Below are 14,252 nucleotides of genomic sequence, written 5' to 3' on the forward strand. Positions count from 1 at the left end.
GGGGCAGGGCGGTCAGGGAGAGGAGGGCAGGCGCGAGGCACGCGCGCGGCGTGCATCGTCCTCGTCGAGCGTGCGCAGCGCGCTGTGCACGAATTCCAGGTGGGCGTGCGCGGCGGCGCGGGCGCGTTCTGGGTCGCCGGCCAGGATCGCGTCGCGCAGCGCGCGGTGCTGGGCGTGCAGGGCGGCGAAGATGCGCGGCGAGGCGAACAGCTGCTGCCGGCTCTGCGAGATATTGGCCTGTAGCAAGTCGAACAGGCCACGCATCACCTGCAGCAGCACGCGGTTGTGGGTGGCCTCGGCGATGGCCAGGTGGAAGTCGGCGTCGGCGTGCGCCTGGGCGGTGGCATCGGCCTGCGCGTGGGTCTGCAGCAGCGCCTCGAACGCGGCGTCGATGCGCGCGCGGTCGTCGTCGGTAGCGCGCAGCGCCGCGTGCCAGGCGGTGGCGCCTTCCAGCGCATGGCGGGCCTCCAGCACGTCGAAGCGGTACTCCGGGTCGGCGTGCAGCAGCGGCAGGAACGGCTGCAGCGGCGCCACCACCTGGTCCTCCGGAGTCGGTGGCCGTTGCACGTAGGTGCCGCCGCCCACGCGCGCCCGCAACAGCCCCTGGCTGGCGAGCTGGGCGATGGCCTCGCGCAGCACCGGGCGGGACACGCCCAGTTCCGCGGCCAGGGCCCGCTCGGCGGGCAGGCGCGCGTCGACCGCCAGGCCGCGTTGCGCGATCAGTGCGCGCAACTGGGCGGCGACCCGGTCGCTGAGCCGGGCAGGGGGCTCATCCGCGGCGTCGGTGCTGGCGGCAATGGACAGATTGGTCATACCAATTGCGTGAAAGTGAGCGCGCGGTCTGGCCATTAGGCGCCACGTTTCACGCAACGTCAATCACCGCAGCACGATACGGCGCTTAATTGGTCATACCAATCAGAACATCCGATAGCGCGCCATCGCCGCGGCCAGCACCACCAGCACGGCCACCAGGGCCAGTTCCAGCCCGAGCAAGCGCTGCAGCGTGCGCACCTGCGCGGGCGGCGGCGCCCAGTCCGGCTGCCGCCGCGCCTGCCGGCGCCAGCGCAGCAGGCGCAGCGTCGGCACCAGCGAAAGCAGGCCGATCGCCGCGAAGGTGCCGAGCTTGGCCCAGAACCAGGGGTTGTGCAGGTAGTAGTCGGCGCCTTTGAGTCCGTAGCGCACGCGCAGCGCGCCGATCGCCAGGATCAGCAGCGCGGCCACGCCGTACATCGCGTCGATGCGGACCAGCCGCGTCAGCTGGATGCGCGCCAGCGGCGTGCGCAGCAGGGCCCATTCCGCCACCAGCGCGGCGATCAGCAGCAGCATCGCCAGGTGGTGCAGGGCGGCCAGCAGCAGGTCGACAGTGCCCATCGACGCGGCCTCACCACACCCACGGCAGCAGCCGCCAGCTGTGCGCGGCGTAGTCCGGGTAGTCCTCGGGGAAGGCCTGGGTCAGCATCGCTTCCTCGACCTGGATGCGGCGCAGGAATGCCCAGGTCACCGGCAGCACGATTGCCAGCAGCGACAGCACGTTGCCCATGCCCAGCGCCAGCCCGTAGAACGCCAGCAGCGCGCCGGTGTAGGAGGGATGCCGCAGATAGCGGTACGGCCCATGGCGGACCAGGCGGTGGCCCTCCTGGATGGTCACGTCGACGGTGAACCAGCGCGCGAGCACCCGGATCGACCACAGCCGCAGCGCCAGCCCGCCGCCCAGCAGCACGCAGGCCGTCCAGCGCAGCGGCTCCTGCAGGTGCGGCGCATACCGCCACACGCCGAGCATCGACAGCACCACGCCCAGCGCCACCGCCGCGTACAGCACACGCCACAGCAGGCGCAGCGTGCCCTGGTCGCGGGCACCGCCGTCGGCGGCGCGGCGGCGGCGGCTGAGCAACATCTCGTAGGCGCCCCAGCTCAGGCCGAGCAGCATGAACAGCAGATCCGGATGGCGCAGGGTCAGGGGCATGGCGGCGTCCTCGTGGCGGCGTGCAACAGCGGCATTGCGTGGCAAGGTGGATGAACCGGGCCCGTCCTGCGTGTCGATCGTCCGGCATGCAGCGGGGATGGACACAGTGTGCCGTGCGCCCGGTGGTGCGGCAGTGGCCGCAGGTCATGCCGTCCGCCTGCCGGAAGTCACTTTCTGCGCCCGCCCCATTGCCGTGGCATCGGCCCGCGGTCAGCATCGGCCGCATGAACCGATTCCTGCGCGACCTGATCGAACCCAAGCGCCTGGCCGGGCTGCTGACCGTGGCCACCGTGCTGTGGTCGTTCCAGTTCGCGACGCATGCGTTGGCCGTCTGGCGCTGGCTCGCGGCGACGCTGTTCCTGCTGCCGCTGCTCGGCGCCCACTACCTGCCCGCGCGTTGGCGCGACGCCGCGCTGTGGGTCGAAGCGGCCGCGGCGATGGCCCTGGTCTGGCTGGAGCCGCACGTCGGCACCGCGCCGGTGCTGCTGGTGGTGGTGGTCGCGCAGGTGGCGTTGCAGTGGCCGCCGCGGCCGGTGCTGGCGCTGGCGCTGCTGGCCAACCTGGGCACGTTCCTGGCGCTGTCCGCCGCCGGCATCAGGCATCCGCTGCTGACCACGCTGATCTACGCCGGCTTCCACGCCTTCGCCGGCCTCAGCGCGCACTACGCGCGCACCGCCGAACTGGCGCGCGAGGCGCTGGCGCGGGTCAACGCCGACCTGCTGGCCACCCGCGCGCTGCTCGCCGACAGCACCCGCGACGCCGAGCGCCTGCGCCTGGCCCGCGAACTGCACGACGTGGCCGGACACAAGCTCACCGCCCTGCGCATCCAGTTGCGCCTGCTGCTGGCCGATCCGGCGCTGGCGCAACGCCCGGAGGTGGCGACGGTGGAGCGGCTGTCCGGCGAACTGCTGGCCGACATTCGCGCGGTGGTGCAGTCGCTGCGCGACGAACGCGGCGTGGACCTGGAGACGGCGTTGTGCGCCCTGGCCGCACCGTTCCCACGGCCGCAACTGCAACTCCAGATCGATCCAGCGCTGCGCATCACCGATCCGCACCTGGCCGAGACCCTGCTGCGGCTGGTGCAGGAAGCCCTGACCAATGCCGCGCGGCACGCCGACGCGGCGCATGTGCGGGTGCGCCTGGGCCAGGACCGGCAGCAGCTATGCCTGGACATCGAGGACGACGGCCACCGCGCCGAGCGCATCCGCGAGGGCAACGGCATCGCCGGCATGCGCGAGCGTCTGGCCGCGCTGCACGGGCGCCTGGAACTGGGCCGCACGCCGCTCGGCGGCATGCAGCTGAGCGCGAGGCTGCCGCTGTGAGCGCGCTGCGGATCGCCCTGGCCGACGACCAGGTGCTGGTGCGCGCCGGCCTGCGCGCGCTGCTGCAGACCCAGGGCATCGTCGTCGCCTGCGAGGCCGACGACGGCCAGGCCTTGCTCGACGTGGTGGCGGCCACGCCGGTGGACGTGGTGCTCAGCGACATCCGCATGCCGGGCATGGACGGCATCCAGGCGCTGCAGCAACTGCGCGCGCGCGGCGACCGCACGCCGGTGCTGCTGCTCACCACCTTCGACGACTCGGACCTGCTGCTGCGCGCCACCGCCGCCGGCGCGCAGGGCTTTCTGCTCAAGGACGCCGCGCCGGAAGACCTGCGCGAGGCGATCGCGCGTGTGGCCGCCGGCGAGACCCTGCTGCAGCCGGTCAGCACCGACCCGGTGCGCGCGCGCTACCGCTACCGCGACGAGGACGCCCCGCGCGACACCTTCAACGAACGCGAAGTGGCGATCCTGCGCCTGCTCGCCGGCGGCTACTCGAACAAGGAGATCGCGCGCAGCCTGTTCCTGGCCGAGGGCACGGTGAAGAACTACGTCTCCACCATCCTCGACAAGCTCGGCACCCGCGACCGCACCCGCGCCGTGCTCAAGGCGATCACCTTGCGCATCATCTGATGCGTGCACCAGCGGCAGGGCTGCGGCGGCGATGGGCAGCGCGTCGGGACTGAAGTCCCTCCCACAACGCTGCCACCGCGCCGTGTCGCAGCCTGCCGTAGGAGCGGCTTCAGCCGCGACAACCGACGGCGCGATGCGTGGTGCGCCGACCAGCGTGATTCACCTCGCGCCAGCGCAGCGCCCGCCACCACGCTGCCTGCCTTTGTAGGAGCGGCTTCAGCCGCGACGCGACACCACCCGAACGCGCGCACACACCCGCAGTACGCTCCATACCCCGCCGTGTGCTGCCACCGGGACTTCTGTGCGCCCGCCGCAGACATTAAGATGCCGCGGGCATTGTGCCGACGAGGAATTCACGTTGATCATCCATCCGAAAGTCCGCGGTTTCATCTGCACCACCACGCATCCGCTCGGCTGCGAGCGCAACGTGCTCGAGCAGATCGCCGCCACGCGCGCGCGCGGCGTGCGCCACGATGGGCCAAAGAACGTGCTGGTGATCGGCGCGTCCAGCGGCTACGGCCTGGCCTCGCGCATCACCGCCGCGTTCGGCTTCGGCGCCGCCACCCTCGGCGTGTTCTTCGAGAAGCCCGGCAGCGAGAAGAAGGCCGGTACCGCCGGCTGGTACAACGCCGCCGCCTTCGACAAGCAGGCCAAGGCCGCCGACCTGTACAGCAAGTCGATCAACGGCGACGCGTTCTCCGACGAGGCGCGCGCCAAGGTCATCGAGCTGATCAAGCAGGACATGGGCGGCCAGGTCGACCTGGTGGTGTATTCGCTGGCCTCGCCGGTGCGCAAGCTGCCGGGCACCGGCGAAGTGAAGCGCTCGGCGCTCAAGCCGATCGGCCAGACCTACACCGCCACCGCCATCGACACCAACAAGGACGCGATCATCGAGGCCTCGATCGAGCCGGCCACCGAGCAGGAGATCGAAGACACCGTCACCGTGATGGGCGGGCAGGACTGGGAACTGTGGATCGATGCGCTGGATGCGGCCGGCGTGCTCGCCCCGGGCGCGCGCACCGTGGCCTTCAGCTACATCGGCACCGAGATCACCTGGCCGATCTACTGGCACGGCGCGCTGGGCAAGGCCAAGGTCGACCTCGACCAGACCGCGCAGCGCCTGCATGCGCGCCTGCAGCAGCACGGCGGCGCGGCCAACGTGGCGGTGCTGAAATCGGTGGTGACCCAGGCCAGCGCGGCGATCCCGGTGATGCCGCTGTACATCTCCATGGTCTACAAGATCATGAAGGAAAAGGGCCTGCACGAAGGCACCATCGAGCAGGCCGACCGCCTGTTCCGCGAACGCCTGTACCGCGAGGACGGCCAGCCGGCCGCCACCGACGACGAGAACCGCCTGCGCCTGGACGACTGGGAATTGCGCGACGACGTGCAGGACGCCTGCAAGGCGCTGTGGCCGCAGGTGACCACCGAGAACCTGTTCCAGCTCACCGACTACGCCGGCTACAAGCACGAGTTCCTCAAGCTGTTCGGCTTCGAACGCCAGGACGTGGACTACGACGCCGACGTCGACCCGGACGTGAAGTTCGATTGCGTGGAGCTCTGAGGAGCCAGGAATGGGGAGTGGGGATTCGGGCGTCGTCGTGATCCCGGATCCTGGAGAGAACATGCGGCCGGCAGCGATGTCGGCCGTTTTCTTTCGCGCCTCGCATCGCCAACGTGCGATGGCCGGTCGCGGCTGAAGCCGCTCCTACAAGAGCACGCGCTGCACCCGTAGGAGCGGCTTCAGCCGCGACAAACGAAGCCGCGATGCCCGAACTGCCCGCACACCACCAAGCCTAAAAAATCCGCCACACCGTAACGCCAATCCGCACGCAAACCCCGCAGCGCCAGCGCCTTCACGATTCCCCACTCCCCATTCCCCATTCCCGGCCCCTCACCGCCTCACATCGAACCGCGTCGCTCCCACGCAGGCCTGCACCTCGGCCTCGCTCAGCGCCAGCACGTCGCCCGGCAGCGTGTGCTTGAGGCAGCCGGCGGCCAGGCCGAAGCGGATCGTGGCGGTGTCGTCCCATCCGCGGCTCAGCCCGTGCAGCACGCCGGCGGCGAAGGCGTCGCCGCCGCCGATGCGGTCGACGATGCCGCTCAACTCTTCGGCCGGCGCCTGCGCGACGCTGCCGTCGCGGCGCAACAGCATCGCGCCCAGGCTGTGCCGGTCCACGCTGTGCGCCACGCGCTGGGTGCAGGCCATCGCCTGCAGCTGCGGGAACGCGGCGAAGGCATCGCGCGCGCCCGCTTCCACCCGCACCTGCACGCTGTCCTGCGGATAGCGGTGGCCCAGCACCACTTCAAGGTCGCGGTAGTCGGCGAACAGCAGGTCCGCCTGCGCCAGCAGCTGGCGCAGGATGCCCGGCGCATCGCCGTTCCAGGCTTCCCACAACTTGGGCCGGTAGTTGCCGTCGAACGACACCCGCACCCCGGCCGCGCGTGCCGCCTGCGCGGCCGCCAGCGCCGCCACCGCGCCGCGTTCGCCCAGCGCCGGGGTCACCCCGGACAGGTGCAGCCACTGCGCGCCTCGCAGCAGCGCAGGCCAGTCGTGCTGGTCGCCCGCATCCAGCGCGAAGGCCGACCCGGCGCGGTCGTAGGTGACCTCGCTGGGCCGATGCCCGGCGCCGGTGCTGAGGAAGTACAGACCCATGCGCCCGGGCACGAAGCGCACTCCGCCGGTGTCCACGCCATGCCGGCGCAGTTCGCCGGCCGCAGCCTGGCCCAGCGGGTTGTCGGGCAGCACGCTGACCACCGAGACGGCATGGCCGAAATGCGCCAGCGCCACGCCCACATTGGCCTCGGCACCGCCCACCTGCACCTCCAGCCGCGGCGTCTGCAGCAGCCGTTCGTGGCCGGGCGCGCCCAGGCGCAGCAGCAGTTCGCCGAAGCAGACGATGCGGGAAACGGTCATGGCGGGCGGGTCCGGGCGGCCGAAGGGACGCCAAGCATGCCGCGAAACGCGCACCTCGGCCAGAAAAACTGACTAGCGGTGTCATTTTCGTGCGGCAGCACGCGGTTCGGCACTGGTCCGCGTCGCGATCATGCGCTATCTCATTGACTGAAAAGACCCTGCGGTCGCAGGCCACTCTGTTGCGCTGCAAGATGCCGCAATGTTTCGCAACTGTTAACGTTGGTTTTGACTAGCGGTGTCATCGCGACAACGCCCGTAGTTCAACGCCGTCATGGAACCCTTGGGAGGGGAGGACATGCAATCACGTACCGAACGCCGGAAGACACCGGTTACCTTGCTCGCGCTGTCGATCGGCCTGGCCCTGCAGGCCGGTGCGCTGCAGGCGCAGGAGGCGCCGGCGTCCGCGCCGCCCGCCACGGCCTCGGCCGACGCCACCACCGAGCTCGACACCGTCGTCGTCACCGGCTACCGCGCCAGCGTGGAGAAGGCGCTGGACATCAAGCGCGCCGAAAAGGGCATGGTCGACGCCATCGTCGCCGAGGACGTGGGCAAGTTCCCCGACACCAACCTGGCCGAATCGCTGCAGCGCATCCCCGGCGTGGTCATCACCCGCGACGCCGGCGAAGGCCGCAACATCTCCGTGCGCGGCCTTGGCCCGGACTTCACCCGCGTGCGCATCAACGGCATGGAAGCGCTGACCACGGTCGGCGCCAGCGACCAGAGCGGCGGTACCAACCGCGGCCGCGGCTTCGACTTCAACGTGTTCGCCTCGGACCTGTTCACCCAGATGGTGGTGCGCAAGACCGCCTCGGCCGACGTCGAGGAAGGCTCGCTGGGCGCCACGGTCGACCTGCGCACCGCGCGGCCGTTCGACTACGACGGCTTCACCTTCGCCGCCAACGGCCAGGCCACCTACAACGGCATGTCGCAGAAGGCCGATCCGCGCATCGCCGCGCTGGTCGCCAACACCTGGGCCGACGGCACCTTCGGCGCGCTGATGTCGGTGGCCTATTCCGAGCGCCAGGTGCTCGAGGAAGGCAGCGGCACCACGCGCTGGGCCAACGGCCCTAGCAATAACGGCTACAGCGCCGCCTCGCCGTTCGCCGCGGCCAACAGCGCCAACGTGTTCAGCCCGCGCATCCCGCGCTACACGCAGATGGAGCACGAGCAGAACCGCCTGGGCGTGACCGGCTCGCTGCAGTGGAAGCCCAACGACAGCACCGAGTTCTCGCTGGACGGCCTGTACTCGAAGATCGACGCCAAGCGCGACGAGCACTACATCGAGGCGATCAGCTTCAGCCGCGGCCGCTCGCAGAACGGCAAGCCAGACATGATCGTGCGCGACGGCTACGTCGACCCGGCCTCTGGTGCGCTGCTGTACGGCCGCTTCGACAACGTCGACATCCGCTCGGAGAACCGCCACGACGAGTGGAACACGGTCTTCAAGCAGCTCACCCTCAACGGCGAGCACCGCTTCAGCGACACCTTCAAGATCACCGGCGAGATCGGCAGCTCCAGTTCCAAGCACCGGAACCCGATCCAGACCACGATCATCATGGACAAGAACAACGTCGCCGGGTACAGCTACGACTACCGCAACAGCTACACCTCGCCGGTGTTCAACTACGGCATCGACCCGACCGCCGCCAACGGCTGGACCCTGGCCGAAGTGCGCATGCGTCCGCAGTCGGCCAACAACAGCTTCGACACCGGCTCGTTGAACTTCGAGTGGAACCTGGGCCCGAACTTCACCCTCAAGGGCGGCGTGCTGGCCAAGAACTACGGCTTCGACACCAAGGAGTTCCGCCGCGCCTCCGAAACCAGCGTGCCGACCTTCGCCACCGGCAACCGCATCGTGCCGGTCGACCTGGTGACGCTGGCCGGGCTCAAGGGCATCGAGGGCACGCCGTCGACCTGGGCGGTGCCCGACCTCAACGGCATCGCCGATGCGCTGGGCATCTACAGCGGCACCGGCACCTGGACGCTGACCGAGCGCGCGGTCAACACCCGCAGCGTGGAAGAAAAGGACCGCGGCGCCTGGTTGATGGGCGACTTCGCCTTCGACATCGGCGCGATTCCGTTCTCCGGCAACGTCGGCGTGCGCTACGTGAAGACCAACCAGTCCTCCACCGGCTACGCCCTGGTCGGCACCAACCTGATCAACACCACGGTCGAGCGCGACTACCACGACACCCTGCCGTCGCTGAACCTGGTCGCCGAGATCACCCCGGATTTCCTGATCCGCTTCGGCGCCGCCAAGGTGATGACGCGGCCGGGCCTGGGCAGCCTGACCCCGGGCGTGACCGTCGCCGTGGCCGGCGGCGCGCGCACGGTCAGCGGCGGCAATCCGAACCTGGATCCTATCCGCGCCAAGACCGCTGATCTCGGTTTCGAGTGGTACCTGCAGGAAGGCGCGATGCTCGGCCTGGCGCTGTTCTACAAGGACATCGACAGCTTCGTGCAGACCGCGCGCACCATCGCCCCGTACTCCAGCAGCGGCCTGCCGGTCAGCCTGCTCGATGGCACCGGCGCGGCGGCCAGCGACGACTTCGTCTTCAGCGTGCCGCTCAACACCCCGGGCGGCAAGCTGAAGGGCGCCGAGTTCAACTACATCCAGCCCTTCAGCTTCCTGCCGGGCAAGTGGGCCAACTTCGGCACCCAGTTGAACTACACCTACGTACAGTCGAAGATCCAGTACGTCACCGGCACCGGCGCGCTGTCGTTCAACACCGACCTCACCGGCCTGTCGAAGAACTCGTACAACGCCACGCTGTTCTACGAAGGCGAGCGCTTCAGCGGCCGCGTGTCGCTGACCCACCGCGACGGCTACCTGACCCAGGTGCCGGCCACCGAAACCGGCTTCGACATGCACGGCATGCGCGGCACCAATGTCGTCGACGCCAAGCTGACCTACAAGATCGACGAGAAGATCGACATCAGCCTGGAAGGCTCGAACCTGACCAACGTGCCGTACTACGAGTGGGTGCAGACCAGCGCGGGCGGCGCGCAGCTGCCGCTGACCTACAGCGAGACCGGCCGCCAGTACGCGATCGGGGTGCGTTACAAGTTCTGATGTCTGCGTGCGCCGGTGCCGCGCTGCGGCATCGGCAACGCCCCGCTGCCCGCATACTCGCGGGCTGGGGAGGGAGATCGACGCGCGCCGTCGCGGTGCGCGCCGATCGCAAAGGAGCGAGATGAAACAGGCAATTCGCAGTGGCGCCGTCGCCGACCACATCGTCGCGGCTGAAGCCGCTCCTACGCGCGCACCGGCTCCTCGCAGGAGCGGCTTCAGCCGCGACAGCTGGCCTCGGTCTTCCACTGCAGTCCCCATGCGCCTGCGCAGCATGCTCCACGGTTTCGCCCTGCTGTGCGGACTCGTGTGTCCCACCATCGCCACAGCCGCCACTCCCGAACTCCTGTTCCGCGTCTCCGCCGACCACGGCCTGGACGCCGATGTCGCCCAAGGCGACCCGACACCCAACTTCCGCGACAAGATCGCCCTGGTGCCCACCGGCGTCTCCGGGCAGGCGATCGAATGGGCCGACGACGGCGTGCTGTCCTGGAACGCCCCCGGCAACCTCTACACCCAGCGCGGCACGCTGTCGTTCTTCTGGCGCTCGCGCTACCCGGTGGGCGAAGCCCCGTTCGTGATCTTCCGCGTCGGCTATGCCGACCACACCAGCTGGGACATGGCCTGGCTGCGCATCGACTGGAATGGCCACGGCTTCGATGCCTTCGTCACCGACGCCAACCTGGCGCGTACCCGCGTCTCCTTCAAACTCGACAAGTTCCCCGCGCCCAGCGCCTGGACCCACCTGGCCTTCGCCTGGGACGAGACCCGCGGCGTGCGCCTGTACGTGAACGGCAAGGAGGCGGCGCGCGTGGACTGCACGCAGGCCTGCGCCGATGGCGGCTCGCTCGACTTCGACGCCGCGCTCGACCAGCTCGGCCTGGCCGCACGCGTGCTGGCGCCGCACCAGGTGCAGAGCCGCTACAACTTCCTGCGCGGCAGCGACGTCGACGAGATCCGCGTCTACGACCGCATACTCGACGCCGCCGGCGTCGCTGCGCTGGCCAAGCAGCAGGAGCCGCGCAGCGCCGAGACCGTGCCCGAGAATGCTGCGCGCAACGCCTGGCTGCACCGCTTCGGCTGGGACCACGGCCGCGCCCCGCCGGCGCTGGATGCGCCATCCACGCGCATTCGCAAGGTCGAGTTCGCCGATGCCAAGGACCTCAAGGAGTGGATGTGGAAGGCGACCGACGGCATCGCCGAGACCACCTGGCCCGGCGTCTACAACCGCTCGCGCCTGCCCGGCCGCAACGACTACTTCCAGTTGCCCGACTGGAACGTCTACGTCGAAGGCGGCAAGGCGCTGGACCTCGCGCTGCCCGACGAACCGTTCAACCGCATCGAACTGCGCGGCGCCGCCTACGGCCAGGCCACCTATGCCGCCGATGGTGCGACGCCCACGCCGCTGTTCGCGCGCGCCCAGGGCACCGTGCGCAGCGTCGACCAGTTCGAACGCCGCCGCGGCGGCCACCTGCGTTTCACCAACGTCGCCCAGGAAACCCCGATCCAGGAGATCTGGGCCTACGACGTGGGCGCCGGCGCCGAGCCGGCCAACCCCAGCGCCACGCTGCGCTACACCGTGCACAGCGACATCGCCCCGGACTACGCCAACCTCGCCGCGCTGCGCGCCTACATCGCTGGGCGCTACCCGCCGGCCGAGCGCAGCACCGTGGTCGCGCTGCCGACCAAGGCGCCGTCGCGCAAGCGTGCCGACGACAAGACCGCGGTCCAACCGCTGCCCATCGTGCACGTGCTCATCCCCTCCAACCTCGGCGACGCACCGGCCGCGCAGCCGCTGATGCGTAGTTGGTCGTACGGCTGGGAGAACATGCACGACGGCCTGGACGGCATCGCCATCGACCTGCCGGCGCTGCAGCTGCCGGCTACGCACAACGGCCTGATCCCGCTCAATATCCGCGTCAAGGATCCGATCTGGCCTGGCCGCGACATGCTCGACGTGTCGGTCTCGGTCGCGCCCGGACAGGCGCGCACGCTGTGGCTGGACCTGCGCGACCGCATCCTGACCGACGACAGCCTGATGCTCAGCATCGCCTCGGCCGCCCCCGGCTTCGACGCGCGCGCGCTGGACGGCGCGCAACTGCGCCTGCTGTTCAAGCCGCGCGACCAGGCGAAAGTCGAGCACATCGCCGACCGCTTCAACCAGGTCAAGGACAACTGGGGCTTCCTGGTGGAGGAACACACCACCTCCAAGCGCCAGCGCCTGTACGCGCGCCTGGATGCCGACATCCACGACCTGCTGCGGGTGGACCCGGATAACGCGCTGGGCCGCCAGTACTGGGCCGACATCAGCTACGGCAACCAGGGCCCGCTGCCGGTGCAACTGCCGCAGCCGCCCAAGGGCGTGCCGGGCTGGGCGTTCTGGCAACTGGAAGACCTCAAGGCCACGCGCCGCTACATCAACTGGTGGATCGACGAACGCCAGGTCGACTACGGCGATTTCGGCGGCGGCATCTCCGACGACTCCGACCTCACCCAGCAATGGCCCGGCGTCGCCCTGATGGGCGTGGACCCGGACAAGCTCAACGCCTCGCTCACCGCCCTGTCCGACGCCAACTACCGCAACGGCATGTTCACCGACGGCCTCTCCACCATCGAGACCGACGAACTGCATTCCTACGAGGACGGCATCAACATCAACAGCGAAATGCTCTACCTCAACTGGGGCGACCCGCTGACGGTGGAGCGGCTGATGCGCACGGTGAAGGCGTTCGAAAACATCATCCAGGTCAACCCGCAGGGCCACCTGCTGTTCGCCAGCAATTGGTTCGGCGGGCGCAAGGTCTACCGCGAACCGAACTGGCAGTGGCAGAAGCCCTACTCGTTCCCGATCCTGCACCCGGCACTGCTGCTGGGCGGCTACAACGCCGACCCCAACAGCCGCCGCATCGTCACCGGCCTGGCCGACGGCTACCTGGCCCACGCCTATACCGACGCCAAGGGCCAGTGGGCGCTGCCCAACGAGATCAACTGGGCCACCGGCAAGACCCGCGGCGGCAGCCTGTTCGACGGCAGCGGCGGCCCCGACACCCTGCACACCTTCTGGGCCGCCTACCGCTGGACCGGCGACACGCGTTATCTCAAGGCCATCGACTACCGCGTCGCCAAGGCCGGCCCCGGCGGCCTGTCCCTGCTCAACGAGAACTTCCTCGACGTGCTCGGCAAGCGCGACAGCTGGGGCGCCAGCCTGACCAAGACAGCGGCCGATGCCGAGGCCGACGACGCCCCGGATTTCGCTCACCACGTCGCCTGGGAACAGAGCGGCGACCCGCGCTGGCTGGAAACCCTGTACCGCGCCGAGACCCGCGACAAGCTGCAGACCTTCTACATGAACACCGAAGGCCACTGGTGGAGCGACCGCGTCGAATCGCCCACCGTGAACCTGCAGCGCGCCCGCCTCGGCGGCGTCGCCCTCAAGCGCAACCAGACCTACCCCGGCCACACCGTCAGCTGGCGCTTCGCCGATCCCGAAGGCGCGGTGCAGGTGGCGCTGCTGCTGCCCAAGCCGCGGCAGGATCGCTTTACCGTCATCGGCTACAACACCAGCGGCAAGACGCAGCGGGCGCAGATGACCGGGTGGAACGTCGCCGCCGGGCAGTGGCGGATGCGTGCGGGCGTGGATCGCGATGGCGATGGGAAGATCGATGGCAAGGCCGCTACGCGTGAGTTTGCGTTCGAGAAGAGCGGGGCGGTGGACGTGGAGTTCCCGGCCGGGCAGACGGTGGTGATGGAGTTCGAGCTGGTCGCGCCGGCGGCGGTGCCGGTCGAGCTACGGCCGGATCTGGGGATCGGGCGTGGGGATGTGCGGGTGACCGCGGATGCCATCGAAGTCACCGTGCATAGCCTGGGGCATGTGGATGCGCCGGCTGGGTTCGTGGTGTTGGAGGATGCGCGGGGCAGGGAATTGGCGCGGGCGGGGTTTCCTGCGTTGGAGGCGCCGCGCGATCTGGAGCCGAAGACGGCGCAGGTGCGGTTGGTGGTGCCGGGTGGAAAGAGCGCCAAGGGAGTTCGGCTGCGTATCGTCACCCAGGGCGACGTGGCGGAACTGACCCATCGGAATAATGTGGTGGATGTGCCCTGATCTAATCATGGTGCCTTTCGACGACACCATCTGCCCTAGCTAGGCACCTTCATCTGGGATGTTCCGGGCCGACGACTGCATTTGTCTCCCTATAAAGTGTGACGTCGTGCTAGAACAGTATCTTCTGCGGGAGAGAACGGACTTCCATTCGGAACTGATTGGACGGTTGCACCTGCGCGATAAGCGTCGCAGAGCATCAGTCTGCAATGGGAAAGCTAGGACGCCACATCTACTCAGGGGAAATCGATGTTT

The 14,252-nt window shown here is 69.3% G+C and carries 9 protein-coding genes; 5 read left to right on the top strand and 4 right to left on the bottom strand.

Annotated features, from left to right (window positions below; translation table 11 throughout):
* Window positions 1-12: 12 nt before the first annotated feature.
* From lldR to AC1PK7_RS00180, 3 genes are all read right to left on the bottom strand, one after another.
* Window positions 13-813, bottom strand: a complete 801-nt coding sequence (gene lldR / locus AC1PK7_RS00170) for a transcriptional regulator LldR (protein WP_481099450.1) — start codon at window positions 811-813, stop codon at window positions 13-15.
* Between the two features lie 102 nt (window positions 814-915).
* On the bottom strand, window positions 916-1,371 hold the full coding sequence (locus AC1PK7_RS00175) for a DUF2214 family protein (RefSeq protein ID WP_481099451.1): 456 nt from the start codon (window positions 1,369-1,371) through the stop codon (window positions 916-918).
* A gap of 10 nt (window positions 1,372-1,381) precedes the next feature.
* Window positions 1,382-1,963 carry a methyltransferase family protein gene (locus AC1PK7_RS00180; protein WP_481099452.1) on the bottom strand — a complete coding sequence of 194 codons (582 nt, stop codon included), beginning with the start codon at window positions 1,961-1,963 and terminating at the stop codon, window positions 1,382-1,384.
* Between the two features lie 224 nt (window positions 1,964-2,187).
* Here AC1PK7_RS00180 and AC1PK7_RS00185 point away from each other — a divergent pair, with 224 nt between their 5' ends.
* The 3 genes from AC1PK7_RS00185 to fabV all read left to right on the top strand — a co-directional run bounded on the left by AC1PK7_RS00185 (window position 2,188) and on the right by fabV (window position 5,478).
* Entirely contained in the window at window positions 2,188-3,285 is a 1,098-nt protein-coding gene (locus AC1PK7_RS00185; protein ID WP_481099453.1) for a sensor histidine kinase, read from the top strand.
* Window positions 3,282-3,914 (top strand): response regulator, encoded by a 633-nt coding sequence (locus AC1PK7_RS00190; RefSeq protein ID WP_010340637.1) that lies wholly within the window; start codon window positions 3,282-3,284, stop codon window positions 3,912-3,914. Before AC1PK7_RS00185 ends, AC1PK7_RS00190 begins: the two co-directional genes overlap by 4 nt.
* Window positions 3,915-4,272: 358 nt before the next feature.
* Window positions 4,273-5,478, top strand: a complete 1,206-nt coding sequence (gene fabV, locus AC1PK7_RS00195) for an enoyl-ACP reductase FabV (protein ID WP_481099454.1) — start codon at window positions 4,273-4,275, stop codon at window positions 5,476-5,478.
* Between the two features lie 330 nt (window positions 5,479-5,808).
* Here the strand turns inward: fabV and AC1PK7_RS00200 are convergent, their stop codons facing one another.
* Window positions 5,809-6,831: a PfkB family carbohydrate kinase gene (locus tag AC1PK7_RS00200; RefSeq protein ID WP_481099455.1), complete on the bottom strand. Its 1,023-nt coding sequence runs from the start codon at window positions 6,829-6,831 to the stop codon at window positions 5,809-5,811.
* 295 nt (window positions 6,832-7,126) lie between these two features.
* On the opposite strand from AC1PK7_RS00200, the gene AC1PK7_RS00205 reads away from it, so the two are divergent.
* Entirely contained in the window at window positions 7,127-9,904 is a 2,778-nt protein-coding gene (locus AC1PK7_RS00205; protein ID WP_481099456.1) for a TonB-dependent receptor, read from the top strand.
* Between the two features lie 256 nt (window positions 9,905-10,160).
* A complete protein-coding gene (locus tag AC1PK7_RS00210; protein ID WP_481099457.1) occupies window positions 10,161-14,000 on the top strand; it encodes a LamG-like jellyroll fold domain-containing protein in 3,840 nt (1,279 codons plus the stop codon).
* Window positions 14,001-14,252: the final 252 nt, after the last annotated feature.

The organism is Xanthomonas sp. NCPPB 3174 (assembly GCF_056725205.1).

Bases quoted from the DNA above. Each gene is read 5' to 3' on its own strand.
- lldR (WP_481099450.1), bottom strand. From the start codon at position 813: ATGACCAATCTGTCCATTGCCGCCAGCACCGACGCCGCGGATGAGCCC.
- AC1PK7_RS00175 (WP_481099451.1), bottom strand. From the start codon at position 1,371: ATGGGCACTGTCGACCTGCTGCTGGCCGCCCTGCACCACCTGGCGATG.
- AC1PK7_RS00180 (WP_481099452.1), bottom strand. From the start codon at position 1,963: ATGCCCCTGACCCTGCGCCATCCGGATCTGCTGTTCATGCTGCTCGGC.
- AC1PK7_RS00185 (WP_481099453.1), top strand. From the start codon at position 2,188: ATGAACCGATTCCTGCGCGACCTGATCGAACCCAAGCGCCTGGCCGGG.
- AC1PK7_RS00200 (WP_481099455.1), bottom strand. From the start codon at position 6,831: ATGACCGTTTCCCGCATCGTCTGCTTCGGCGAACTGCTGCTGCGCCTG.
- AC1PK7_RS00205 (WP_481099456.1), top strand. From the start codon at position 7,127: ATGCAATCACGTACCGAACGCCGGAAGACACCGGTTACCTTGCTCGCG.
- AC1PK7_RS00210 (WP_481099457.1), top strand. From the start codon at position 10,161: ATGCGCCTGCGCAGCATGCTCCACGGTTTCGCCCTGCTGTGCGGACTC.